This window comes from Rhodococcus sp. Z13 (assembly GCF_025837095.1).
GTDB classification, from domain to species: domain Bacteria; phylum Actinomycetota; class Actinomycetes; order Mycobacteriales; family Mycobacteriaceae; genus Rhodococcus; species Rhodococcus sacchari.
In genome coordinates this window covers 146,162-169,674 of the sequence record NZ_CP107551.1, presented here as the reverse complement: position 1 = coordinate 169,674, position 23,513 = coordinate 146,162, and the positions used below count along the sequence as shown (strand labels likewise).

Below are 23,513 nucleotides of genomic sequence, written 5' to 3'. Positions count from 1 at the left end.
TCAGCCGATCGGTTCGAGCACCTCGCGTCCGACGAAGGGCACGAGCGCCTGCGGGACCTTCACGGTGCCATCGGCCTGCTGGTGGTTCTCGAGCAGCGCGACGAGCCAGCGGGTGGTCGCCAGGGTGCCGTTGAGGGTCGCGGCGGTCTGCGGCTTGCCGTTCTCGTCGCGGTACCGGATGTTGAGGCGACGCGCCTGGAAGGTCGTGCAGTTCGACGTCGACGTGAGCTCACGGTAACGCTCCTGCGTGGGCACCCACGCCTCGCAGTCGAACTTGCGGGCCGCGGACGAGCCGAGGTCGCCGGCGGCGACGTCGATGACGCGGTAGGGCACCTCGATCGCGGCGAGCATGTCGCGCTCCCAGGCCAGCAGCCGCTCGTGCTCCGCGGCGGCATCCTCGGGCTTGCAGTAGACGAACATCTCGACCTTGTCGAACTGGTGCACGCGGATGATGCCGCGGGTGTCCTTGCCGTAGCTGCCGGCCTCGCGGCGGAAGCACGACGACCAGCCCGCGTACCGCTTCGGTCCCTTGGACAGGTCGAGGATCTCGCCGGAGTGGTAGCCCGCGAGCGGCACCTCGGAGGTACCGACGAGGTAGAGATCGTCCTCCTCGAGCCGGTACACCTCGTCGGCGTGCTGGCCGAGGAAGCCGGTGCCCTGCATGATCTCGGGGCGCACCAGCACCGGCGGGATCATCATGGTGAACCCGTTGGCGGTGGCCCGCTGCGCGGCGAGCTGAAGCAGGCCGAGCTGCAGCAGCGCGCCGTAGCCGGTGAGGAAGTAGAAGCGGGCACCGGAGACCTTGGCGCCGCGCTCCATGTCGATCAGTCCCAGCGACTCGCCGAGGGCGAGGTGGTCCTTGGGCTCGAAGTCGAAGGTGGGCAGCTCACCGACCGTCTCGAGGGTGACGAAGTCGTCCTCGCCACCGGCGGGTGCACCCTCCTGGACGACGTTGGACAACGCCAGGTGCGCCTTGTCGAAGGCCTCCTGGGCGGCGTTCTGCTCGGCTTCGAGTTCCTTGACCTTCGCGGCCAGGTCCTTGGCGCCCTCGAGCAGCGCGGGACGCTCCTCGGGGGTCGCCTGGCCGATCTTCTTGCCGAGGGCCTTCTGCTCGGCTCGGGCGTTGTCGCCGGCGAGGACGGCGGCACGGCGGGCGGCGTCGGCGTCGAGCAGCGCGTCGACGAGACCGGGATCCTCCCCCCGCTTGCGCTGCGACTCGCGGACGGCGTCGGGATTCTCGCGGAGGAACTTGAGGTCGATCACGGGGTAGAAGCCTACCGCTGCCAGAGTTCCAGGTAGTCCTCGCGCCCGAACATCTTCGCCGCGTCCTCCGCGGTGGGGTGACCGTGCCGCGGATCGGCGCCGGCCTCGGCGAGCACCCGGACCACCGCTTCGGCGCCCTTGAACACCGCCCCGGCGAGCGGCGACTGACCGCGATCGTTGAGCCGGTCGACGTCGGCTCCGCGGTCGACGAGGGCCCGCACCGCCTCCGCGTGCCCGTGATAGGCCGCCAGCATCAGCAGCGTGTCGCCGGTCTCGTTGCTGAGGTTCACGGGGACACCTGCGTCGACGTACGCGGCGAGGGTCTCGGTGTCGCCCTGCCGTGCGGCGCCGAAGGTGTGACGGGCGATCTCCAGGATCTCCGGGTCGACGGGGGTGTCGGCGTCGATGGGGGTGTCGGCGGTCTCGTCGGCCATGAGTCGAACGTACTCGCCTCGCCTCGAACGGGCATGATGGATGTGATGGCCGAAGAGAACAAGACCGAGCGTGATCGGCGCCCACCGTCGGCGCAGCTGACCCGGCGAGCTCTGGTGCTCGTCGCGGCCGGTGCCGTGCTCGCGGCGATCGCCACCTTCGTCGTCGCCGGCTTCGAGGGCGCCGACAGCGGGAGCGACGGCGGCGGCGCGGGCATCACCACCACCGGAGCCGTCGCCGGGGAGGCGTTCGGCACCGCCACCGCCGGGGACTGCCTGTCCTGGAGCGCGATCGACGCCAGCGACCTCGCGAAGGTCGACTGCTCCGAGACCCACCTGTTCGAGGTGGTCGCCGACATCGACCTGAGCCTGTATCCGGGCGCCGAGTGGGGTCCGGGTTCCCGCTTCCCGTCGGTTATGCGCTTCACCGAGCTGCGCGACGAGCAGTGCGCGCCCGCCGCCATGGACTATCTCGGCGGCCGGTTCGATCCGCACGGCAAGTTCAGTGTGGGTCTGATCAACCCCGGTGAGGCCGGCTGGGCTGCCGGGGAACGCACCCTGCGTTGCGGCCTGCAGTTCTCCTCGACCACCGGCAACCTGCTCCCCATCCAGGGGCGGGTGGCCGACCAGGACCAGTCGCGGGCCTGGGACGCCGGGGTGTGCATCGGCATCAACAACGGTGTGCCCGCCGATCCGGTGGAGTGCGCCAAGCCGCACGCCTTCGAGGTGGTCGCGGTCGTCGACATGTCCTCGCAGTTCCCGGGCGGTCTGCCGAGCATCGAGGACCAGGACCGCTACCTGGAGGAGAACTGCACGCGGCTGGTCGACGAGTATCTCGGTGATCCCGAGGCACTGCGCAACAAGACCCTCACGCTGTTCTGGGACAACCTGGACTACGACAGCTGGTTGGCCGGCAGCCGCCGGGTGAACTGCTCGATCGGCAAGCAGGTCGAGGGGGGCGGTTTCTCGTCGATCACCGGCAGTGCGAAGGGCGACATCCTCATCGACGGTCAGCCGCCGGTGCCGCCACCTCCGCTGCCCGAGGGCCGGTCGCTGCCCAGCCCGCTGCCGGGTGCCGAGCCGCTGCCGGGCGCGTGACATGGCCGTGGAGATGAGCGACGAGCACTTCGAGGATCTCGTCTCGGAGGCGCTCGACGAGATCCCGCGCGAGCTGGCGCAGGCGATCGACAACGTCGTGGTGCTCGTGGAGGGGCGCAACGAGGAGGAACCGGACCTGCTGGGTCTGTACCAGGGGATCGCGCTCACCGAGCGCGACAGTCACTATGCGGGGTCGCTACCGGACACCATCACGATCTACCGCGACGCGATCCTCGACATCTGCGAGACGGACGACGACGTGGTGCACGAGGTGCTGGTCACCGTCGTGCACGAGATCGCGCACTATTTCGGAATCGACGAGGAGCGCCTGCACCAGCTGGGCTGGGGCTAGGCGCTCCTGGTACGAACCGGCCGGAGGGGCCGGAGGTCAGCTGCTGCGGCGCTTCGAGCTCACGTTGTCGAGCGCGGTGCTGGTACCGCCCTTGCCGTGATCCGGGTTCGGCGCGAAGAGCGAGACGACGAACAGGAGCAGGGTTCCCAGGACGACGAGGGCCACCGTGAGCCACACGACGATGATGCCGAAGAGTTCCATGCCCGGTTACCTCCACATTCGATGTCACTTCGAGACACACGGCGAAACGCCCGCCTCGGGGGTCACCCTACCGTCCCCGCCCTGCCGCCCGGCCACCGGCCACCCGGTCGGGGACGGGTGAGTGTCAGAGGGTGGTGTAGTAGCTGAGCGCGGGTGCTCCGCCGAGCAGCGGCCCGAGATCGGTGACGGCTCCTTCGCCGGCACGGAAGCGGCGGTAGGCGGCGTCGTGCTCGGCCGACCGCCACCGCTCGACGATCACCCAGCGTGCCTCGTCCTGCTGGTCGACGAGGATCTCGACGCCCTCGCACCCGTCGAACGCCCGGGTCTCGTCGAGCACGCGCGACATGACCTTCTTCGCCTGGTCGACGGAGTCGGGGCGGAACTTCAGTTCGAGCAGAGCCGTGAGCGCCATGGGGATCCTTCCAGCCGGACGAGCGCGATCGGTGTGACCGCGCTCACCACATTCCCCGATCGGTCGGCGACGCGCAATCAGCGGTACCCGAGAGCGGGAAGGACGTGGTGTTCGAGCAGCGGGGCGAGGTCGCCGGGCAGTGGGAGCACGGCCGGGTCCAGCCATCGCGTCTCCGCGATCTCGGCGGCGGCCCCGCCGATCTCCACGAGCGGGTGTTCGTAGACCGTGCCCTCGAGCCGGTAGCCGGGTTCGTTGGCGGCCTCGGCGTCGAAGACCCCGACGAGCCGCAGCGCGTCGAGCGACAGCGTGGCGCCGAGTTCCTCCGCGCACTCGCGGACGGCCGTCTCGGCGGGGGTCTCCCCCGGATCCGGCTTGCCTCCGGGCAGCATGAACCGCGAGGTATTCCTCTTGCGCACCGTCAGCACCTGCCCGTCGGCGTCGCGGAGCACGACGGCGCTCACCCGGATCACCCGGCCCTCGGTCACCTGTTCCTGCGTCACCGGACGATCCTAGTGCCGGTCAGAACATGCTGTAGCCGCCGTCGATGAGCGTCGTGCTGCCGGTCTGGAAGGACGACGCGTCGCTGGCGAGGTAGACGGCGATCCCCTCGAAGTCCTCGGGGGTACCCCACCGGCCGAGCGGGACGCGGGAGATGACGTTGGCGTTGAAGACGTCGGATTCCTGCAGCGGGCCGGTCATGTCGGTGGCGATCCAGCCCGGCAGCACACTGTTGACGCGGATGCCGTGGCGGGCGTACTCGACCGCGCAGCCGTTGGCCATCGCGAGCACGGCCGCCTTGGTCGCTGCATAGGGCTGGTTGCGGCCGGCGCCCTGCAGCGCACCGAGGCTCGACGTGACGATCATCGAGCCGCCGGTGCCCTGCTCGACGAGCACCCGCGAGGTCTCCCGCATGGTGAAGTACGCGCCGTCGAGGTTGGTGGCCATCACCTGCCGGTACCGCTCGGTGGTGGACTCGTGGAACTTCTGCAGCGACGAGCCGACCCCCGCGTTGACGACCACCACGTCGAGTCCGCCGAACTCCTCGACGAGGGCCGCGACGCCGTCGGTCACGGCCCGCTCGTCGGAGACGTCGACCGACCGGGTGAGCACGCGCCCGTCGAACCGTTTCAGGTCCTCCGCGGCGGCGGCCAGCTTCCCGGGGTTGCGGCCCCAGATCTCCACGTCGGCGCCGGCACGCGCGAGACCACGCGCCATGCCGAGACCGATCCCGCCGGAACCACCGGTGACGAGTGCCCGCTTACCCGTGAGGTCGAACATCGAGTTCCCCTTCCGCCGAACAGGTTCCGCGCCCCGCCCGGGTACTAGGAGTACTGGGCGGCGATGTCGCGGCCGATGATCTCCTTCATGATCTCGGTCGTGCCACCGTAGATGGTCTGGATGCGCGAGTCCACGAAGGCGCGGGCGATCGGGTACTCCATCATGTAGCCGTAGCCGCCGTGCACCTGCACGCACCGGTCGACGACGCGCTTCTGCAGTTCCGTCGCCCACCACTTGGCCTTCGACGCGTCCACCGGGGTGAGTTCACCGGCGTTGAGGGCGAGCACGCAGCGGTCGATGTGCGACTCGGTGATCTCGATCTCGGTGAGCATCTCGGCGAGCCAGAAACGGGTGTTCTGCAGGTCGCCGATCGGCTTGCCGAAGGCCTTGCGCTCGAAGGCGTACCGCGCGGTCCACTCGTAGGCGGCGCGGGCCGAGGTGATGGCGCTGACGGCGATGCCGATGCGTTCGAGCGGCAGGTTCTCCATCAGGTGGACGAAGCCGCGGCCCTCGGTGCCGAGGAGGTTCTCGGCGGGCACGCGGGCGTCCTCGAAGACCAGCTCGGCGGTGTCCTGCGCGGCGAGGCCGACCTTGTGGAGCTTGCGGCCGCGGCTGAAACCGGGGGTGTCGCGCTCGACCACGATGAGTGAGAAGCCCTTCGATCCCGCGCTCGGGTCCGTCCGGCACACCACGATGACCAGATCGGAGTGGATGCCGTTGGTGATGAACGTCTTCTGGCCGTTGATGACCCACTCGTCACCGTCGCGCACGGCGGTCGTCTTGACCCCCTGCAGGTCGGAACCGGCGCCGGGTTCGGTCATGGCGATCGCGCCGATCCATTCGCCGGCGGCGAGTTTCGGCAGCCAGCGGGCCTGCTGCTCCTCGGTGCCGAGGTGCAGCAGGTACGGGATGGTGATGTCGTCCTGCAGCGACAGCCCCGCACCGAAGGAGGGTGTGCCGGTGCGGGCGATCTCCTCCTGCACGACGTGCCGGAAGCGGTAGTCGGTCACCCCCGATCCGCCGAACTCCTCGGGGACGCCGAGGCCGATGATGCCGGACTTGCCGGCGGCCAGCCACGCCGAGCGGTCGACGAGGCGCTCCTCCTCCCAGCGTTCGTAGTTCGGTTCGATCTCGCGGGCGAGGAATTCGCGTACCGTCTCCCGGTACGCCTCGTGGTCGTCGTCGAAATGGGTGCGCTCCACGGTGATCTCCTAGGCGTTCACGGGCGACAGCAGACCGCTGAGACGTTCTGCGATGAGACTCTCGGCCTCGGTGACGATGCGGTCGACGAGTTCGCCGACGGTGGGGATGTCGCGGATGAGGCCCTGCACGGTGCCGACGGTCCAGATGCCGGCCTCGGGGTCGCCGTTCTCGAAGACGAGGCGGCCACGGGCACCGGCGACGAGTTCGCGCACGTCCTCGAACTGTCCTCCGCGGTTCAGGATCTCGACGACCTCGCGGCTGACGCTGTTGCGGGCGACGCGGGCGGTGTTGCGCAGCGGGCGGAAGATCAGTTCGGTCTCGGTCTCGTTGCCGGCGACGATGGCTTCCTTGATGTTGCGGTGCACGGGCGATTCCTCGGTGCACAGGAAGCGGGTGCCCATGTTGATGCCGTCGGCGCCGAGCGCGAGAGCGGCGACGAGGCCACGGCCGTCGGCGAATCCGCCGGAGGCGATCATCGGGATGGTGATCTTCTCGGCTGCGGCGGCGATGAGCACGAGACCGGGAACGTCGTCCTCACCGGGATGACCGGCGCACTCGAAGCCGTCGATGCTGATACCGTCGACACCGGTCTCCTGCGCCTTGACGGCGTGCCGGACGCTGGTGCACTTGTGCAGGACCTTCACACCGGCGGCGTGGAAGTCGGGCAGGTGCGGCGCCGGGTTGGAGCCGGCCGTCTCGACGATCTTGACGCCGGACTCGATGACGACCTGGCGGTACTCCTCGTAGGGCGGCGGCGTGATCGCCGGCAGGATTGTGAGATTGACGCCGAACGGCTGGTCGGTGAGCTCGCGGGTGCGGGCGATCTCCTTGGCGAGGTCCTCGGGTGTGGGCTGGGTCAGGGCGGTGATCATACCGAGGGCACCGGCGTTGGCGACCGCCGCGACGAGTTCGGCGCGGCCGACCCACTGCATTCCTCCCTGGACGATGGGATGACGAACACCGAAGGTTTCGGTGAAGGCAGTGGTCAGCACGAAGTTCTCCTTGCAGCGGAAGGGTTTTCAAGAAGGTTCAGGGGCGGGTGCAGCCCACGACGCGCAGTGCGATCGCGATGTAGCGTTCGGCGACCTGCGCGGGGGTGAGCGGCCCGTCGATCTGGTACCAGCGGGAGATGGACTGGACCATGCCGAGCAGCGCGCGGACGGTCTCCTCGGTGTCGTCGACGTGGAAGACGCCTCGTTCGACACCGTCGCGCACCAGGTCGAGCATCATGAGTTCGAACCGTTTGCGGGTCGCGGCGTAGGTGCGACGGTTCTCCGGGGAGATGTGGCGCACTTCGGAATCCAGCGCCGCACGGCGGGCGCGGTGCGTCATGCTGAGGACGATCGCCTCGACGGCGTTCTCGAATCGGGCGACCGGGTCGTCGCCGCCGTCCGCGACCGCGGCAGAGACACGATCGATGAGGTCGAGGACGGCGGCGTCGAGCAGGGTGACGAGAACGGCTTCCTTGTTCTCGTAGTGGTAGTACAGCGCGGGCACCGTCACACCGACCCGGCGGGCGAGGTCGCGGACGGTGGTGCCATGGAAACCGTTCTCGCCGAACGCTTCCAGGGCGTGTTCGAGGATGGGGTCGAGACCCAGCGGCTGGAAGTCGCGCCAGTCCACGGACTGCACGTCCGTCCCCGTCGCGCCCGTCTCCGGGTTCTCCGGCTGCGGGGTCATCGACCCCTCCTCTCACTGATGATGCTCGGGTCAGCGCGGAGCCATGCGGATCGCACCGTCGAGGCGGATGACCTCACCGTTGAGCATCGGATTGGAGACGATGTGGGCGGCGAGAGCACCGTACTCGGACGGATCACCGAGGCGGGCCGGGTGCGGCACCTGCGCGCCGAGCGAGGCCTGGGCCTCCTCGGGCAGCGTGCCGAGCAGCGGGGTCTTGAACAGGCCCGGCGCGATGGTGACGACGCGGATGAGCAGCGACGCGAGGTCGCGGGCGATCGGCAGGGTCATGCCGACGACGCCACCCTTCGAGGCCGAGTAGGCGGCCTGGCCGATCTGGCCGTCGAAGGCGGCGACGGAGGCGGTGTTGATGATGACGCCGCGCTCGCCGTCGATCGGCTCGGTCTTGGCGATGCGCTCCGCGGCGAGGCGGATGACGTTGAAGGTGCCGAACAGGTTGACGTCGACGACCTTCTTGAAGGCGTCGAGCGGGAAGGCGCCCTTCTTGCTGACGGTCTTGATGGCGTTGCCGATGCCGGCGCAGTTCACCGCGACACGCACCGGGCCGAGCGACTCGGCGACGTCGAGGGCTTCGGTGACGGCGGCCTCGTCGGTGACGTCGGCGGCGACGAAGCGCACGCGCTCACCGAGCTCCTTGGCGACGGTCTCACCGTTCGAGGACGGCAGGTCGATGATGACGACCTGCGCGCCGTCGTCGAGCAGGGCCTTGACGGTGGCCAGGCCGAGGCCCGAGGCACCACCGGTGACGACGGCGACGCTGTCGTTGACGATCATGTTCTCCCCTTCGAATGTGGTTGTGTTTCGGAAACGTATTGGAGGTCAGAGGCGTTCGATGATGGTGGCGTTGGCCATGCCCGCGCCCTCGCACATGGTCTGCAGGCCGTAGCGGCCGCCGGTGGCCTCGAGGTGGTTGAGGAGGGTCGACAGCAGGCGGGTGCCGGACGAGCCGAGCGCGTGGCCGAGGGCGATCGCACCGCCCCGCGGGTTGAGCTTGGCCGGGTCGGCGCCGACCTCGTGGGCCCAGGCGAGCGGCACGGGCGCGAACGCCTCGTTGACCTCGTAGGCGTCGATGTCGTCGATGCTCAGGCCGGCGCGGGCGAGGACCTTCTGCGTCGCGGGGATCGGGGCGGTGAGCATGAAGACCGGGTCGTCGCCGGCGACGGAGAACGAGTGGAAGCGGGCGCGCGGGGTCAGGCCCAGCTTGTTCGCCATCTCCTCGCTCATGATGAGCGCGGCCGATGCACCGTCGGTCAGCGGCGAGGAGTTGCCGGGGGTGATGACCCACTGCGCCTCGGGGAACCGGGCGGCGTACTCCTCGGTGTAGAAGGACGGCTTGAGGCCGGCGAGGCCCTCGGCGGTGGTGGAGGCCCGCAGGGTCTCGTCGACCTTGTGCTCGACCTGCTCACCGGCGGCGTTCGTCACGGTGATCGGGACGATCTCCTTGTCGAAGAAGCCGGCCTCGTAGGCGGCGGCGGCGCGCTGGTGCGACTGCGCCGAGTAGGCGTCGAGGGCGTCGCGGTCGAACTTCCACTTCGCGGCGATGAGCTCGGCGGAGATGCCCTGGTTGACCAGGCCCTCGGGGTAGCGGGCGCGGATGCTCGGGCCGTGGGTGTCCTTGCCCATCGGGGCGGTGCCCATCGGCACGCGGCTCATGGACTCGACGCCGCAGGCGATGACCATGTCGTAGGCGCCGGCGATGACGCCCTGGGCGGCGAAGTGCGCGGCCTGCTGGCTCGAACCGCACTGGCGGTCGATGGTGGTCGCGGGCACGGTGTCGGGGAACCCGGCGGCGAGCAGCGCGGTGCGGGAGATGTTCAGGGCCTGCTCGGAGGCCTGGTTCACGCAGCCGCCGATGACGTCGTCGACCTGGGCCGGGTCGATGCCGTTGCGCTCGACGATCGCACGAAGGACGTGAGCGAGCAGTTCGACGGGGTGGGTGCCGGAGAGGGCGCCACCGGGCTTGCCCTTGCCGACGGCGGTGCGGACCACGTCGACGATGACAGCGTTGGTCATGTCGTTCCTTTCGAAATACAGCAGCGGGCCGGAGTCGCCCCCAGCGGCGTACCTATCGATCGCTAAAGCTCTACCACGGACTTAGCGCTCGGTCAATAGTTCTGGAGAGCTAGCGCACGCTAAGCGGGTCTGATAGTGATTGATCGCAAAGCCGAGACGAGGAGCCGCCGATGCGCGCCGCACAGCTGACCGAACACGGCGGCCCCGACGCCGTCCGGGTCGCCGAGGTCCCCGAACCCGCGGCCCACCCTTCGCTGGTCGTCGTCGACCTGCACGCCGCGGGCGTGTCGTTCCCCGACCTGCTCCAGACCACCGGCGCCTACCAGGTGGTGCGGCCCCTCCCCTGCACGCTCGGCGCCGAGGGCGCGGGTGTCGTCCGCAGCGCCCCGCGGGGCAGCGGCTTCACGGCGGGACAGCGGGTCGCGGTGCTGGCGATGGACGGCGCCTGGCAGCAGACCGTCGCGGTGCCGCCGCAGCTGGTCTTCCCGCTACCCGACAGCGTGTCGCCCACCGCGGGTGCCGGCATGCTCGTGAACTACCTGACCGCGCACTTCGCCCTCGACGAGCGCGCCCGCTACCGGGCCGGCGAGACCGTCCTCGTCCACGGCGCGGCCGGTGGTCTCGGGGTGGCGGCACTGCAGGTCGCGGCGGGTCTGGACCTCGAGACGATCGCGGTGGTGAGCACCGAGGAGAAGGCCGCGGTGGCGAAGGCGAACCGCGCGACACACACCGTCCTCGCCGACGGTTTCAAGGACCGCGTCCTCGAACTCACCGGCGGCCGCGGAGTCGACATCGTGCTCGACCCCGTCGGCGGCGACCGCTTCACCGACAGCCTGCGCAGCCTCGCGCCCGGCGGCCGCGCCGTAGTCCTCGGGTTCACCGGCGGGTCCATCCCCACCGCCAAGGTCAACCGCCTGCTTCTGCGCAACGTCTCCGTCGTCGGCGCCGGCTGGGGTGAGTACCTCCGCACCGATCCCGGTTATCCGGCCCGGCAGTGGGCCGCGCTCGACCCGCTGCTGCGCGACGGCACGCTCGTCGTGCCCGAACCCACCCTGTACCCGCTCGACGAGGCCTCCGAAGCCCTGCGGTCGCTCGAGACCCGTTCCGCCACAGGCAAGGTCGCCCTCGACCTGCGTCCCTGATGCCCGTCCCCCGAATCCCCAGGAGAACCCCATGACCAATGATCTGCCCGGCGTCGACTCCGTCGTCGACGACGGAGTCCTGCGCGTCACCCTGAACCGGCCGTCGAAGATGAACGCCGTCAAGACCGAGACCCTCGAGGCGGTCTCGGAGGCCTTCGAGAAGCACGCGAACGATCCGGCCGTGCGGGTCGCGGTGCTCACCGGCGCCGGCCGCGCGTTCTGCTCCGGCGCCGACATCGCCGGACGCGACCTGACCGCTCCGCCCACCGCCGAGACGATCGACGCCGCCAATCGCGTCGCCGCCGCGATCCGGGCCTTCCCCCGGCCCGTCGTCGGTGCCGTCAACGGGGCGGCCGCGGGCGTGGGCGTGTCGCTCGCCCTGGCCTGCGATCTCACCGTCGCGAAGGAGTCCGGCTACTTCCTGCTGGCGTTCACCAGGATCGGGCTGATGCCCGACGGTGGTGCGTCGGCGCTGGTCGCCGCCTCGATCGGGCGGACCCGTGCCCTGAAGATGGCGTTGCTCGCCGAGCGGCTCCCCGCCGCCGAGGCCCTCGCGTCCGGGCTCATCGCGGAGGTCTACCCGGACGACGAGTTCGACGCCTCGGTCGAGGCCCTCGTGCAGCGTCTGGCCGACGGCCCCTCCCCCGCCTTCGCCGCGACGAAGAACGCGATCAACGACGCGACCCTGACCGAACTCGACGAGGCCTTCGCGCGGGAGCGGTCCGGGCAGCTGGAACTGCTCGCCGGACCGGACTTCGTCGAGGGTGTGACGGCCTTCCAGGAGAAGCGCCCCGCCAACTTCCGGCGCTGACCCCGATACGGGTGGATCCGGCCCCGCTGAGCGGGGCCGGATCCACCGAAATGGTCACTCGGACCGGGCGCCGACCATCTTGAGGGCGATGTTCACGTACTTCTTGGCGACGGCCTCGGGGCCGAGCGTGCCCTGTGCGTGGTACCAGCGCGGGATCGACTGGCACATGCCGAGCAGCGCCCGCGTGGTCTCGGCGGGATCCTCGACGTCGAAGACACCGGCCTCGGTGCCCTCCTCGACGATCTGCCGCACGAGCCGTTCGACGCCCTTGCGCACCTCCCGGTAGCGCTGGCGGTTCTCCGGGCTCAGGTAGCGGGCCTCGCCCTCGAGCGCCGCGAGCCGGGCACGCATCGTCATGCGCAGCACGATCGCCTCGATGACGTTCGACAGGCGCTGGACGATGTCGCCGCCGGCATCCTCGTCGGCCGCGTGCGCGCGGGAGAGCACGTCGCTGGTGGAGAGCTCGAGAAGGGCGATGAGCAGCCCTTCCTTGTTCTCGTGGTGGTAGTACAGGGCCGGCACGGTGACGCCGACGCGGCGCGCGATCTCCCGCACCGAGGTGCCGTGGAAACCGGTCTCGTAGAAGGCGTCGAGTGCGGCCGACAGGATGGGACTGAGGTCCATCGGCTCGAGGACACGCCAGTCCGGGATCGCCTCACCGTGGGTGAGGGTGTCGGCGTTGTCGCTCGCACCCATGAAACCGCACCTACCTACCGATCGCTACTTCACACGGACGCCACGAGGATACCCATACATTTCACGAGTGAAGTATCGATACGTGCCCAGCATCACCCCATGGGGTCGTCCGCGCCGCCCCGCGCGGTGTCGTGGAAGGGCGCGAGGACGGTACCCCAGCGCACGCACTCCCAGCCGCCGCCGGCGACCGGCACCAGTTCGACGGTCTGGGTGTTGGCAAGGTGGTTCGCGGTGGCGAAACTGCCCGGGACCTTGCCGAGATAAGCCGCGACCAGGCGGATCGCGGCGCCGTGGCTGACCACCACGACGTCGCCGGACCCGGCGTCGAGGTAGTCGCTGCGCAGCGAGTCGAGGACCGGGACGTAGCGGTCGAGCACGTCGAGCGCCGACTCCCCGCCGGGCACCCGGGCCCGCAGGTCGCCGTTGTGCCACTCCTCGTAGACCTTCATGAACAGCTTGTGCGACTCCTCGTCGCTGCGGTCCTCGAGCTCACCGACCTGCACCTCGTGCACGCCCTCCCGCACCACGGGTTCGAGCCCGATCGACGGCGCGGCGTTGTCGGCGGTCTGGCGGGCCCGCAGGGCCTGCGAGGCGACGAGCAGCGCGGGCGGCCGGTCGGCGAGATTCCGGCCCAGGGTGCGGGCCTGCTCGATCCCGAGGTCCGTCAATTCGGCCCCGGGGAGTTTCGTGTCGAGCCTGCGCGCGACGTTCGCCACCGTCTGGCCGTGCCGGGCCAGGATCAATCTGCCGCTCACCGTTTCAGTCCTCTCCGCGCCGCAGCCGGTCGAGCCACCGCACATCCTCGTCGTCCGACACCGGGGGTACCCCGTGTTCGGACACCGCCGGCCACGAACCGAGGAAGCGCACCTGCGCGAAGCGGTGCAGTGCCTGCAGCGCCTCGGCGATGAGCGCGTCGTCGATGTGCCCCACACAGTCCAAGTGGAAGAAGTAGGTGCCGTATTCCTTGCGGGTGGGCCGCGACTCGATGCGGGACAGGTCGATGCCCCGTGTGGCGAACTCGGTCATCGCGCGCACGAGCGAGCCGGGTTCGTTGGGCAGCTGCAGCACGATCGAGGTGCGGTCGCAGCCGGTGCGCTTGGGCACCGGCCGAGGCCGGGTGACGAGCACGAAACGGGTGCGGGCGCCTTCGAAGTCGGCGACCCCGTCGGCGAGCACCGCCAGGCCGAGCCGCTGCCCGGCCAGGGCCGTGGACACGGCGGCGTCGACCTTCCCGGAGGCGACATCCTCGGCGGCACCGGCGTTGGAGGCCGACGTCACGACCTGCGCGTCGGGCAGGTTCTCCTCGAGCCAGCGGCGGACCTGGGCGGCGGCCACCGGATAGGCGCCGACGGTCCGCACCTGTTCGCGGGTGATGCCGGGTCGGGTGACGACGGTGAACGCGATGTCGAGCTCGACCTCGGCCACTATCTGCAGCCGTGCCCCGAGCGCGAGGGCGTCCATCGTGGGCGGCACCGATCCCTCCACCGAACTCTCGATGGGAACGACGGCTGCGCCGACGTTGCCGGAGCGGACCAGTTCCAGCGCGGCGGGCGGGCTGGCCGCGGCGATCCGTTCGACGGTCGTGTCGGCGGACTCGCCGGCGAACAGGTCGAGGGCCCCGACCGCTTCGAAGCGGTCGAGGGCCATCTCCGTGAACGTTCCCGTCGGTCCGAAATATGCGATACGTGGCACGTGTACGAGGTTACGCACCGCACCCGGGCGGAAGGCGGAGTCGAGCCGAACCCGTCACCGAGTCGTGAGGCCGAGTGCCTCGAGGTCGCGGGCGACGCGCTCGGGGTCGTCGACCTCCACGGCGGTGAGGATCTCGCGCACCGCGGCGGCGGCCTCGGGGACGAGGCGGCGCAGCCGGTCCACGTCGGGCTCGGCGAAGGCGGCGCGCACGTCGAATCCGCTCAGCGCGGCGACGGTGGCGGCGAGCAGCGCCACGACACCTTCGGCTCCGTCGGTCCGGGCGACGTAACCGGTGTCGGTGTGGGCGAGGACGGCGAGGAAGTCCGCGACGGCGCCGGGACCGCGTCCGGCGGGCAGTCCGGGGATGTGCCCGGCCTCGGTCAGCGCCCGCGCGGTGTCGGCGAGGGCGGCGTCGGGCACGTGCGCGTACACCTCGAGCGGAGCGGGCGCGACGACGGCGAGAACGTCGTCGAGATGTTCTGCACGGCAATCGATCTGGTAGCGGACCGGACGCCATCCGGATGCGGACGGCAGGTCCTGATCGGGGTCGAGTGCGACGACGACCTCCCGCGTCGGCGGCTCGGCGACGAGGGCCGCGTCGACGATCGGTGGGGCGAGCATGGGGCCGGTCGCCGCGAGGGCTCCGTCGAGGCTGTCGTGCCGGCGGGTGAGCAACGCATCGAGCAGCCCGCGGGGCTCCTCGGGGGAGGGTGGCATTCCGAGGGGAAGAGGGATCGACACGGGTCAAGGCTAGCGCCGTCCCACTTGCGACCACCGTCACAATGACTTAGGTTTGCCTCACCTACTTCGAAAAGGAGGGTCGGCATGCAGACCACCACATCAGTCGTTCCCGCCCCGACGACGGCCGAACGGGTTCGTACCGCCCTCATCCGCGCCGACACGACCTACCTCGCCGTCGACGGTTGCGACCCCGTCCCCACCTCGGTCCACCACCTCCACACCGACGGCACCGTCGCGATCGTGGTCGCCGAGGACAGCCTCCCCGTCGCCCTCACCCGCGACGCGGCCGGCGCCGGCATCCCCGCGATGCTCGAACTCACGGACCACTCGCCGATCGCCCTGCGCAATCCGGTGCGCTCGCTGATCTGGCTCAGCGGCAACCTCCGGCTCGCGGAGCACCCGCGGCGCCTGGCGGCACAGATCGCCGAGATCCTCCCCCACCCCGAACTCCTCGACGTCGGTCACCGCTCCGAGCTGCTGTGCCTGGAGCTGAACTCCGTCGTCGCCGCCGACACCACGGGCGCGGAGGCCGTGGACGTCGCGGACGTCCTCGACGCGGCACCCGACCCGTTCGCGGCCTACGAGACGGACTGGCTGCAGCACCTCGAGCAGGACCATCCCGACATCGTCCACGCCATCGCGCGGCGGATTCCGTCCGCTCACCGCACCGGACGCATCCGTCCGCTGGGCCTCGACCGCTACGGCCTGCGCCTGCGGGTCGAGTCCGAGGGCGGCGACCACGACGTGCGGATCCCCTTCCACGAGCCCGTCGACGACCCGATCGTCCTGGGCCGCGCGTTGCGCATGCTCGTCGGCTGCCCGTTCCGCAACGGTCTCCACCCCCGACCCTGACGCCCGTAGGGCGGATGCCATCGGCGCCCATCGGCACCTACCGCACGTCGGCGAGGTCGATACCCTTCGTCTCCTTCATGAACAGACACGCCGCACCCGTGGCGACACACAGGGCCATGATGTAGACGCCGAAGACCCAGCCGATACCGCGGCCGGTGAGCAGCTGGTTCAGGTAGGGCGCGGTCCCACCGAACACTGCGACCGAGAACGAGTACGCGAACCCGATCGCCTGGGTGCGCAGCCGCGTCGGGAAGCTCTCGGAGAGGGTGCAGGACAGGATCGCACCGGCCATCGAGACGACGAGCAGCGCCACCGTGGTCGACAGCAGCAGGGTCCAGCCCGCCGACGAGATCATCGACGTGAGCGGAATCTGCAGCGCGAACATGAACAACGCGAACGCCGCGAGCATGGGACGCCGGCCCACCCGGTCGGAGAGCCGTCCCCAGAACGGCAGGGAGATCAGTGCGATCACCTGCGCGATCACGAGCATCCAGTACGCCGTCCCGAGTTGGCTCATGTTTTCGGGATGATCGACAGCTCACGTCTGTGACCTGCTGGTTTTCGTCGGGATCGGCCTGATTTCACGCACTAACGGCGCTGGTTCTAGGCTCGGCAAGTGGTGTTTGTCAGGAAGGTGCGCACCAAGTCCGGGGCCACGGCCGTGCAGATCGCCCGCTATGTGGGCGGTCGGCAGGAGATCGTCAAGCACATCGGTTCCGCGCATACCGACGTCGAACTCGGCATGCTGCTCGAGCGCGCCCGGGCCTGGCTCGAACCCGACCAGCAAGTCCTCGACCTCGGCGTCACCCGGCAGGTCCCGGTCGAAAAGCCCCTGGCCGGCGGGCAGAGCACCCTGTTCGAGCCCACACCCGGACCCGTGCAGGTGGATACGCCGGGACGGACGGAATCGACCGGGTCGGTGCTGCTGCGCCAGGTCTTGGTCGACGTCTACGACCAGCTTGGGTTCGGCATCCTCGGCGACACGGTGTTCCGGGACCTGGTGATCGCCCGGATCGTCGAACCCGGCTCGAAACTCGACGCCGGCCGGGTCCTACAGGACCTCGGGACGGATCCACCGAGCTACGCGACGATCAAACGCCACCTGAAGCAGATCGTCGACCGTGAGTATCGAGGCAAGATCGCCGAGCAATGCTTCGCCCATGCCGCCGAATCCGGCGGTCTGAGCCTGTTGTTGTACGACGTGACGACCTTGTACTTCGAGGCCGAAAAGGAAGATGACCTGCGCAAAGTCGGGTACTCGAAGGAACGCCGGGTCGACCCGCAGATCGTCGTCGGGCTGCTGGTGGACCGCACCGGTTTCCCGCTCGAGATCGGCTGCTACGAAGGCAACTCCGCCGAAACCCGCACCATCGTCCCGATCGTGCGGCAGTTCCAGGCCCGCCATGACCTCGACGGGGTCGAGATGGTCGTCGCCGCGGACGCCGGAATGCTGTCCGCGTCCAATCTCGCAGCGCTGGACGAGGCGGGGCTGAAGTTCATCGTCGGCTCCCGCGCCACGAAAGCGCCTGGTGATCTCGCCTCCCACTTTCATTGGAACGGCAATGTTTTCACCGATGGGCAGATCATCGACACGATCACGCCACGGCACGGCCGCTCCGTGGTCAACAACCGCCGGCGACGAGCCGAGCCCGTCTGGAACGAGACGGACCATCCGAATGCGTGGCGGGCGATCTGGCAGTACTCCCGCAGCCGCGCCGCCCGGGACGAGAAAACACTCAACGCACAAGAAGCCCGCGCCCGGTCGTGGTCGACGGGGACACCGCACCGAAGTCGACGCGATTCGTGAAGACGACTGCGAAAGGCCGGCGGCTGGACACTGCCTCGCTCGAACGCGCCAGGATGCTCGTCGGCCTGAAAGGCTATGTCACCAACCTTCCTGTCTCCCTGATGGATCCGAGCGAAATCATCGGTAAATATCACGAGTTGTGGCATGTCGAGCAGTCGTTCCGGATGTCGAAGACCGATCTGCGGGCCCGGCCGATCTTCCACCGCACCCGCGATGCGATCGAGGCGCACCTGACGGTGGTGTTCGCGGCATTGGCGGTCTCCCGGGTGGTGCAGGAACGCAGCGATCTCGCGATCGGCAAGGTCGTCAAGCTGTTGCGGCCGCTGCGGTCGGCGACCATCGCGATCAACGGCACCCGACACACGTTCCCGCCGCAGGTCGAGGCCGATATGCAGGTGCTGCTCGATCGGATTTCAGGTACCGAAATCACGCACTAACGAAATGAGCCAACTCGGGTCAGTGCGATCACCTGCGCGATCACGAGCATCCAGTACGCCGTGTCGGGGTCCATCCCCTTCTGCGTGATCGCGTAGGTGGAGATGTACGACGTCCAGGTGTAGTGCGCGGCCGTGACACCGGAGGTCATGCCGATCATCAGCAGGATCGCGCGGACGACCACCCGGCGCGGGATGCGCGGTTCGTCGACCGCGGCGGTCTGCGAATCGAAGATCTCGCTCTCCTCCATGCTACGCCGCAGGTAGAGCGCGAACAGTGCCAGCACGAATCCCAACAGGAACGGGATACGCCAACCCCATTCCCCCACAACACTTTCGGATAGGGTGGAGGTCACGGCACCACCGATGGTGTAGGCCAGCACGGACCCACCGAAGATGGCGACGAAGGCGACGCTCCCCCACATTCCGCGCCGGTGTGCCGGTGCGATCTCGCTGACGTACGAGTAGGCCGTCGCCGACTCGCCACCGTGCGCGAAGCCCTGCATCACGCGGGCGGCGAGCAGGATCAGGGACGCCCACGCCCCGATCGACGAGTAGGTGGGCATGACACCGATGATCAGGCTGCCGGTCGCCATCATGAGCATCGTCGTGACGAGCACGAACTTGCGGCCCCGCTTGTCGGCGACGCGCCCGAAGACGATGCCACCGAGGGGCCGCATCAGGAATCCGACGGCGAACACCGCGAGGGTGGACAGGAGCGCGGAGACGGGGTCGTCGCTGTCGAACATCGCGGCGGCGATGAACGGAGCGAAGACGGCGTAGGCACTCCACTCGTACCACTCGAGGACGTTGCCCACGGAACTGGCGAGCAGGGACTTCCTCTTCGAGGACAGCGTGACGGGGGCGGAGTTCTCCACCTTCGTCCGACCGAGGTCGATTTCCATGAAGTCACTTTCGGATCGAATGCCCGGAACACCACGGCCCCGGAGTGCATTGCGTCGGATGTCGTCCACCCGGATGACCGGCGGAACGCGGAAGCGCCGTGTCTGCGACGACGCGCTCTGTGATGTGAAACAGGAACGGCGTCGCACGACTGCGCGCGCCGATCGGGTTCACCGACTGCTCGAATCTCCCCTCGACGCAGCCGGACGTTCGTATGGTCGTCGTCCCGTTCCCGGGACCTCTCTGTTCGTCTCCGCACCGAAAACCCGGAGCAGGAGACCGTACACGAACCGGATACCGGTTCTCAGAAACGTGATGCCCTCACGAATTCCCCCTCCCCACGATCCCCCGTCACGGACTCCGACCGATCGATCGGTCGGCAGTGGGAAGTGTTACGCCTCACAACGGTGCTGTCAAATCGGACATGTGTGCGAAGGTGTGCGCCTCCGGGCCTTCGCGGCCTCCCCACCGGCCCGCACGCCGTGCGGCACAATCGCTCCGGTGACGACCCTCCGAGACTGGCTGAGGCCCGGCCCGCAGAATCCCGACCCGCCGCTCGACCCCGCCGCCCGGCGGGCACTGTGGATCGAGATCACGATCGTCCTGCTGGTCACCTTCGGCCTCAGCGGGCTCTCGTCGATCCTGTCCCTGCTCGAGGCGGCACTCGCCCCGGAACCGCTCTCGGACCAGACGGTCGCGCTGAACACGCCACGTTCGTCGCAGGAGTTCATCGACCTGTCCCGGCAGTTGCTGGGCATCGTCCGGTTGCTGGCCTGGAGCGCACTGGGGCTGTACCTGTTGTGGCGCAGCGGTTTCGGGCCGCGGGCCGTCGGGCTGGCACGCCCCCGCGCGGGCCGCGACCTGCTGCCGGGCCTCGGGCTGGCCGCCCTGATCGGGTTGCCCGGTCTGGTGTTCTATCTCGTCGCCCGCGCTGCGGGGTTGAACTTGACGGTCGCGCCGAGCATCCTCGCGGACCACTGGTGGCGGCTGCCCGTCGAGGTGCTGTGGGCGATCGCGAACTCCGGCGCCGAGGAGATCCTCGTCGTCGCCTATCTGATCACCCGACTGCGCAGCCTCGGCTGGTCGGAGAACTCGTCGCTGCTCGCCTCGGCGCTGCTGCGCGGCAGCTACCACCTCTACCAGGGTTTCGGCGGTGGTGTGGGCAATGTCCTCATGGGTCTGGTGTTCGGCCGGTACTGGCAGCGAACCGCCAGGTTGTGGCCCCTCGTGATCGCCCACGCCCTCATCGACACCGTCGCATTCGTCGGTTATCAGGCTCTGAGGGGGCACGTCTCCTGGCTGCCCTGAACGTAGAGTTGGGCGGGTGAACGGCGATCCTCGCGACCCTCGGAACAGGCCGCGGCCTCCGCAGGGACCTCCACCGCAGCGGCCCGCGCCGCGCGCTGCCGTCCCGCCGCCGCCTCCGCTTCCGCCTTCCCCGGAGGGCACGCAGGTGCTGCGCAGGGACGGGCGTCCCGCCGCTCCGCAGGCCTGGTCGCAGGCGCCCACCCCGACCTACCGGCCGGGTCCGCCCCGGCAGCAGCCCGTACGACCCCGGCAGCAACCGGCTCCCACGCGGGTGCCGCAGCCGCAGCAGCGGGACTGGGCGCCGACCCAGCAACCCCAGCGGTTCACCGATGGGGCCGCCGTGCCGCCGCGTGGCACCGCCCCGTCCCGGGGACCGCAGGGCACCGCCCCGTCCCGGGGCCCACAGGGCACCGCCCCGTCCCGGGGCCCACAGGGCACCGCCCCGCCTCCGGCTCCGCCGCGCCGTCGACCACCGGCCCCACCGCAGCCGGCCCCGCGCCGTCCCCTCGGTGCCCGGCGCATCCTGCGGCGGATCGGCGCGCTCCTCGCGGTGCTCGTCGTCCTGACGGGCGTCGGCCTGTTCTATCTCGACGGCAAGCTCTCGCGCGTCGACGCGCTGGTGAAGTACGACGGGCGGGTCGCCGACACCCCTGGCACCAACTGGCTGCTGGTGGGCTCCGACAGCCGGGTCGGCCTGACCCCCGAGCAGGAACAGGAACTCGCGACCGGCGGCGACGTCGGCGCCGAACGCACCGACACGGTGCTGCTCGTCCACATCCCACCGGGCGGCGGGTCCACGACGATGGTGTCGCTGCCGCGCGACTCGTACGTCGACGTGCCGGGTTACGGGCGCGACAAGCTCAACGCGTCGTTCGCCCTGGGTGGGCCGCAGCTGCTCGTGCAGACCGTCGAGGGCGCGACCGGCGTGCACATCGACCATTACGCCGAGATCGGGTTCGGTGGGTTCGCGTCGATCGTCGACGCCGTCGACGGTGTGGACGTGTGCGTGCCCTATCCGATCGACGACCCGCTGGCCGGGCTCACCCTGGAGGCCGGCTGCCAGGAGCTGAACGGGGCGCAGGCCCTCGGGTTCGTGCGGACCCGCGCCACCCCGCTCGCGGACCTGGACCGGATGAACAACCAGCGGTTGTTCCTCTCGGCGTTGCTGAGCAAGGCGACGAGCCCGTGGACCTTTCTCAACCCGTTCCGGTTGTGGTCGCTGGCGTCGGGTGCGGCGGCCTCGTTGGAGGTCGACGACGGCGACCACCTGTGGGACCTCGCGCGGCTCGCGTGGGCGATGCGCGGCGAGACCGTGACCACGACGGTGCCGGTGGGCGGATTCGAGGACGTCGACGGGGTGGGTAACGTGCTGTTGTGGGATCGGGAGCGGGCCGTGCCGTTCTTCGACGCGATCGCAGAGGGAGAGCCGATCCCGGCCGAACTGGTCGCTCCGGCGCCCTGAGATCGGGCCCCGGCAGGAACTTGATCTTGGGTTAGCCAACCCGAATCTTCGGTAGGGCAGCCGAAGCTACGAAGAGTGAGCATAGCCAATGCTTGGGTGAAAATCCCTTTGACCTGCACTAACGTCGTGATCATGACGACGATCGGCGATACGAACAAGACCAAGTTCCACTCACTGCTGCACGACCAGATCCGCAACGAGTTCACGGCGTCGCATCAGTACATCGCCATCGCGATCTTCTTCGACAACGCCGACCTGCCGCAGCTCGCGAAACTCTTCTACGCGCAGGCGGTCGAGGAACGCAACCACGCGATGATGATCGTCCAGTACTTCCTGGACCGCGACATGAGCGTCGACCTCACCGGTGTCGACGCGGTGCAGTCGATGTTCGAGGACGCCCGCGAGCCGATCGCCCTCGCCCTCGCGCAGGAGAAGAAGGTCACCGAACAGATCGTCGAACTGGCCCGCACCGCCCGCGACGAGGGCGACTACCTCGGCGAGCAGTTCATGCAGTGGTTCCTGCAGGAGCAGGTCGAGGAGGTCGCGACGATGGCCACCCTGCTGACCGTGGCCGATCGTGCGGGTGAGAACCTCTTCCACATCGAGGACTTCGTGGCCCGCGAGATCAACTCGAAGCCGCAGGATCCGCGCGGCAACGCTCCCGTCGCCGCCGGCGGAGCTCTCTGAGCCTGTTTCCCGACCCGGGACAGCCCCTCGGGTGGACCGAAGGCCACCTCCCCCGTTGCGGGAGGTGGCCTTCGTCGTGTGTCCGCCCGGTCGAGGCCGGCCGGCAGTCGAGATCAGCGCAGGGTGACCTGGCGGCTGCGCAGCCCGTCGCGGGAGCGGCGTTCCGCCGAGGTGAGCGGCTCGTCCACGGCGAGTGCCTCCTCGAGGCGCGCGCCGAACTCGAGGACCGGGGCGATCCACTCGTCGGCGTGCTTCTCCCGGTCGAGGTCGAAGACCGGCACGAGCAGGCCGTGAGTGCGGAACGACCCGGCGAACCGCGAGCCCTCACCCAGGTGCAGGCCACCGGCGGCGTGCACGCGCGACAGGGCGTTCATCAGCACGTCCTCGTCCTCCGGGCGCACCCACCGCAGGTGGGCCTTCTCCCCCGGATCCACCCACCACGCACCGCGCAGGCCCTCGGCCTCCAGCCGCGCCGAGGGCAGCACTGCCTCGTTCGCATGCTTGACGGTGTGGGCGATCTCGGCGCTCGGCTCGACGCCGGCGGGGATCCACCAGTCGAAGTCCTGGTGCACCGTGATCGGCGGTACGACCGCCGGGTCGATCAGGTCGGCGAAGGCCGGGGTGTCGTCGTCGACCGTCGCGACCTGCAGCGACGTTCCGGGCTCGGCGGTCCGCGCCCACGCCAGCGCCGCCGCCAGTTCACCGGCGGGGTCGGGGCCGTAACCGGCCGCGAGCTGCAGACCGACGTAGCCGACGGGCTGCCCGTCCTCCTCGCGGACGAGCGCGGCGACACCCCCGGGCAGGATGGTCGCGCCGACGATCCGGCGACCGTCCTCTTTCGACAGCTCCACCAGCGCGGACGGCACGAACTCGCGCAGCGCGACGAGGTCGCACTCGAAGGCGAGACCCTCGAAGGGGCGGGACGACGCGGCGGCCGCTGCCTCCCGCTCGAGGCGACGCTGCTCGAGCTTCGCGGCGCGATTGCTGCCGGGCTTGGGTCCGCTGTTTCTCTTGCTCTTCTTGGCCACG

The 23,513-nt window shown here is 69.5% G+C and carries 24 protein-coding genes and 3 pseudogenes; 9 read left to right on the top strand and 18 right to left on the bottom strand.

Features of this window, described 5'->3' with window-relative positions; genetic code table 11:
* Together serS and OED52_RS00825 are read right to left on the bottom strand one after the other, a co-directional pair.
* Positions 1-1,263 (bottom strand): serine--tRNA ligase, encoded by a 1,263-nt coding sequence (gene serS / locus OED52_RS00830; protein ID WP_264152842.1) that lies wholly within the window; start codon positions 1,261-1,263, stop codon positions 1-3.
* Positions 1,264-1,274: 11 nt separating this feature from the next.
* The gene (locus OED52_RS00825) at positions 1,275-1,697 is read right to left on the bottom strand and encodes an ankyrin repeat domain-containing protein (protein ID WP_264152841.1); all 423 of its coding nucleotides are present in this window, start codon (positions 1,695-1,697) and stop codon (positions 1,275-1,277) included.
* 36 nt (positions 1,698-1,733) lie between these two features.
* Here OED52_RS00825 and OED52_RS00820 point away from each other — a divergent pair, with 36 nt between their 5' ends.
* Positions 1,734-2,792 carry a septum formation family protein gene (locus OED52_RS00820; protein ID WP_413247780.1) on the top strand — a complete coding sequence of 353 codons (1,059 nt, stop codon included), beginning with the start codon at positions 1,734-1,736 and terminating at the stop codon, positions 2,790-2,792.
* A 1-nt stretch (position 2,793) separates the two neighbouring features.
* Complete coding sequence (locus OED52_RS00815) at positions 2,794-3,144, top strand: metallopeptidase family protein (protein WP_264152839.1); 351 nt, start codon at positions 2,794-2,796, stop codon at positions 3,142-3,144.
* 36 nt (positions 3,145-3,180) lie between these two features.
* Here the strand turns inward: OED52_RS00815 and OED52_RS00810 are convergent, their stop codons facing one another.
* The 9 genes from OED52_RS00810 to OED52_RS00770 all read right to left on the bottom strand — a co-directional run bounded on the left by OED52_RS00810 (position 3,181) and on the right by OED52_RS00770 (position 9,949).
* Positions 3,181-3,345 (bottom strand): hypothetical protein, encoded by a 165-nt coding sequence (locus tag OED52_RS00810; RefSeq protein WP_264152838.1) that lies wholly within the window; start codon positions 3,343-3,345, stop codon positions 3,181-3,183.
* Between the two features lie 124 nt (positions 3,346-3,469).
* Positions 3,470-3,757 (bottom strand): putative quinol monooxygenase, encoded by a 288-nt coding sequence (locus tag OED52_RS00805; RefSeq protein WP_264152837.1) that lies wholly within the window; start codon positions 3,755-3,757, stop codon positions 3,470-3,472.
* A 77-nt stretch (positions 3,758-3,834) separates the two neighbouring features.
* Positions 3,835-4,257, bottom strand: coding sequence for an NUDIX hydrolase (locus OED52_RS00800; RefSeq protein WP_264152836.1), 423 nt, complete (start codon positions 4,255-4,257; stop codon positions 3,835-3,837).
* Between the two features lie 19 nt (positions 4,258-4,276).
* On the bottom strand, positions 4,277-5,035 hold the full coding sequence (locus tag OED52_RS00795; protein ID WP_264152835.1) for an SDR family NAD(P)-dependent oxidoreductase: 759 nt from the start codon (positions 5,033-5,035) through the stop codon (positions 4,277-4,279).
* 44 nt (positions 5,036-5,079) lie between these two features.
* Positions 5,080-6,237, bottom strand: coding sequence for an acyl-CoA dehydrogenase family protein (locus OED52_RS00790; protein WP_264152834.1), 1,158 nt, complete (start codon positions 6,235-6,237; stop codon positions 5,080-5,082).
* A 9-nt stretch (positions 6,238-6,246) separates the two neighbouring features.
* Entirely contained in the window at positions 6,247-7,230 is a 984-nt protein-coding gene (locus tag OED52_RS00785; protein ID WP_264152833.1) for an NAD(P)H-dependent flavin oxidoreductase, read from the bottom strand.
* Between the two features lie 37 nt (positions 7,231-7,267).
* Positions 7,268-7,918, bottom strand: a complete 651-nt coding sequence (locus tag OED52_RS00780; protein ID WP_264152832.1) for a TetR/AcrR family transcriptional regulator — start codon at positions 7,916-7,918, stop codon at positions 7,268-7,270.
* A gap of 30 nt (positions 7,919-7,948) precedes the next feature.
* A complete protein-coding gene (locus OED52_RS00775) occupies positions 7,949-8,710 on the bottom strand; it encodes a 3-hydroxyacyl-CoA dehydrogenase (protein WP_264152831.1) in 762 nt (253 codons plus the stop codon).
* A 45-nt stretch (positions 8,711-8,755) separates the two neighbouring features.
* A complete protein-coding gene (locus tag OED52_RS00770) occupies positions 8,756-9,949 on the bottom strand; it encodes a thiolase family protein (RefSeq protein ID WP_264152830.1) in 1,194 nt (397 codons plus the stop codon).
* Between the two features lie 170 nt (positions 9,950-10,119).
* On the opposite strand from OED52_RS00770, the gene OED52_RS00765 reads away from it, so the two are divergent.
* Both OED52_RS00765 and OED52_RS00760 read left to right on the top strand, forming a co-directional pair.
* Positions 10,120-11,091: an NADPH:quinone oxidoreductase family protein gene (locus OED52_RS00765; RefSeq protein WP_264152829.1), complete on the top strand. Its 972-nt coding sequence runs from the start codon at positions 10,120-10,122 to the stop codon at positions 11,089-11,091.
* 31 nt (positions 11,092-11,122) lie between these two features.
* Complete coding sequence (locus OED52_RS00760) at positions 11,123-11,902, top strand: enoyl-CoA hydratase (protein ID WP_264152828.1); 780 nt, start codon at positions 11,123-11,125, stop codon at positions 11,900-11,902.
* Positions 11,903-11,956: 54 nt separating this feature from the next.
* Here OED52_RS00760 and OED52_RS00755 read toward each other — a convergent pair whose 3' ends face one another.
* From OED52_RS00755 to OED52_RS00740, 4 genes are all read right to left on the bottom strand, one after another.
* On the bottom strand, positions 11,957-12,598 hold the full coding sequence (locus OED52_RS00755) for a TetR/AcrR family transcriptional regulator (RefSeq protein ID WP_264152827.1): 642 nt from the start codon (positions 12,596-12,598) through the stop codon (positions 11,957-11,959).
* Between the two features lie 92 nt (positions 12,599-12,690).
* Complete coding sequence (locus OED52_RS00750) at positions 12,691-13,353, bottom strand: histidine phosphatase family protein (protein WP_264152826.1); 663 nt, start codon at positions 13,351-13,353, stop codon at positions 12,691-12,693.
* A gap of 4 nt (positions 13,354-13,357) precedes the next feature.
* On the bottom strand, positions 13,358-14,290 hold the full coding sequence (pheA, locus tag OED52_RS00745) for a prephenate dehydratase (RefSeq protein WP_264152825.1): 933 nt from the start codon (positions 14,288-14,290) through the stop codon (positions 13,358-13,360).
* 54 nt (positions 14,291-14,344) lie between these two features.
* Positions 14,345-15,007 (bottom strand): hypothetical protein, encoded by a 663-nt coding sequence (locus OED52_RS00740; RefSeq protein ID WP_264154798.1) that lies wholly within the window; start codon positions 15,005-15,007, stop codon positions 14,345-14,347.
* 108 nt (positions 15,008-15,115) lie between these two features.
* Between OED52_RS00740 and OED52_RS00735 the strand changes: the two genes are divergently transcribed.
* Positions 15,116-15,883, top strand: a complete 768-nt coding sequence (locus OED52_RS00735; protein WP_264152824.1) for a DUF2470 domain-containing protein — start codon at positions 15,116-15,118, stop codon at positions 15,881-15,883.
* Between the two features lie 37 nt (positions 15,884-15,920).
* Here OED52_RS00735 and OED52_RS00730 read toward each other — a convergent pair.
* A pseudogene (locus OED52_RS00730) lies at positions 15,921-16,385 on the bottom strand (MFS transporter); the annotation flags it as partial.
* A gap of 114 nt (positions 16,386-16,499) precedes the next feature.
* On the opposite strand from OED52_RS00730, the pseudogene OED52_RS00725 reads away from it, so the two are divergent.
* Positions 16,500-18,127: pseudogene (locus OED52_RS00725) on the top strand (IS1634 family transposase).
* 20 nt (positions 18,128-18,147) lie between these two features.
* Here OED52_RS00725 and OED52_RS00720 read toward each other — a convergent pair.
* Positions 18,148-19,029 (bottom strand): annotated as a pseudogene (locus OED52_RS00720) (MFS transporter); the annotation flags it as partial.
* A gap of 499 nt (positions 19,030-19,528) precedes the next feature.
* Between OED52_RS00720 and OED52_RS00715 the strand changes: the two are divergent.
* From OED52_RS00715 to OED52_RS00705, 3 genes are all read left to right on the top strand, one after another.
* Positions 19,529-20,335: a CPBP family intramembrane glutamic endopeptidase gene (locus OED52_RS00715; protein ID WP_264152823.1), complete on the top strand. Its 807-nt coding sequence runs from the start codon at positions 19,529-19,531 to the stop codon at positions 20,333-20,335.
* A gap of 145 nt (positions 20,336-20,480) precedes the next feature.
* Positions 20,481-21,797, top strand: coding sequence for an LCP family protein (locus OED52_RS00710; RefSeq protein ID WP_413247696.1), 1,317 nt, complete (start codon positions 20,481-20,483; stop codon positions 21,795-21,797).
* 132 nt (positions 21,798-21,929) lie between these two features.
* On the top strand, positions 21,930-22,484 hold the full coding sequence (locus OED52_RS00705; RefSeq protein ID WP_264152822.1) for a ferritin: 555 nt from the start codon (positions 21,930-21,932) through the stop codon (positions 22,482-22,484).
* Positions 22,485-22,597: 113 nt separating this feature from the next.
* Here the strand turns inward: OED52_RS00705 and OED52_RS00700 are convergent, their stop codons facing one another.
* Positions 22,598-23,512: a DUF5926 family protein gene (locus OED52_RS00700; RefSeq protein WP_264152821.1), complete on the bottom strand. Its 915-nt coding sequence runs from the start codon at positions 23,510-23,512 to the stop codon at positions 22,598-22,600.
* Position 23,513 lies beyond the last annotated feature (1 nt).

Excerpts from the sequence above, each read along its gene's own strand:
- OED52_RS00825 (WP_264152841.1), bottom strand. The coding sequence starts at position 1,697 with ATGGCCGACGAGACCGCCGACACCCCCATCGACGCCGACACCCCCGTC.
- OED52_RS00820 (WP_413247780.1), top strand. The coding sequence starts at position 1,734 with ATGGATGTGATGGCCGAAGAGAACAAGACCGAGCGTGATCGGCGCCCA.
- OED52_RS00815 (WP_264152839.1), top strand. The coding sequence starts at position 2,794 with ATGGCCGTGGAGATGAGCGACGAGCACTTCGAGGATCTCGTCTCGGAG.
- OED52_RS00810 (WP_264152838.1), bottom strand. The coding sequence starts at position 3,345 with ATGGAACTCTTCGGCATCATCGTCGTGTGGCTCACGGTGGCCCTCGTC.
- OED52_RS00805 (WP_264152837.1), bottom strand. The coding sequence starts at position 3,757 with ATGGCGCTCACGGCTCTGCTCGAACTGAAGTTCCGCCCCGACTCCGTC.
- OED52_RS00795 (WP_264152835.1), bottom strand. The coding sequence starts at position 5,035 with ATGTTCGACCTCACGGGTAAGCGGGCACTCGTCACCGGTGGTTCCGGC.
- OED52_RS00780 (WP_264152832.1), bottom strand. The coding sequence starts at position 7,918 with ATGACCCCGCAGCCGGAGAACCCGGAGACGGGCGCGACGGGGACGGAC.
- OED52_RS00775 (WP_264152831.1), bottom strand. The coding sequence starts at position 8,710 with ATGATCGTCAACGACAGCGTCGCCGTCGTCACCGGTGGTGCCTCGGGC.
- OED52_RS00770 (WP_264152830.1), bottom strand. The coding sequence starts at position 9,949 with ATGACCAACGCTGTCATCGTCGACGTGGTCCGCACCGCCGTCGGCAAG.
- OED52_RS00765 (WP_264152829.1), top strand. The coding sequence starts at position 10,120 with ATGCGCGCCGCACAGCTGACCGAACACGGCGGCCCCGACGCCGTCCGG.
- OED52_RS00760 (WP_264152828.1), top strand. The coding sequence starts at position 11,123 with ATGACCAATGATCTGCCCGGCGTCGACTCCGTCGTCGACGACGGAGTC.
- OED52_RS00755 (WP_264152827.1), bottom strand. The coding sequence starts at position 12,598 with ATGGGTGCGAGCGACAACGCCGACACCCTCACCCACGGTGAGGCGATC.
- OED52_RS00740 (WP_264154798.1), bottom strand. The coding sequence starts at position 15,007 with ATGCCACCCTCCCCCGAGGAGCCCCGCGGGCTGCTCGATGCGTTGCTC.
- OED52_RS00735 (WP_264152824.1), top strand. The coding sequence starts at position 15,116 with ATGCAGACCACCACATCAGTCGTTCCCGCCCCGACGACGGCCGAACGG.
- OED52_RS00705 (WP_264152822.1), top strand. The coding sequence starts at position 21,930 with ATGACGACGATCGGCGATACGAACAAGACCAAGTTCCACTCACTGCTG.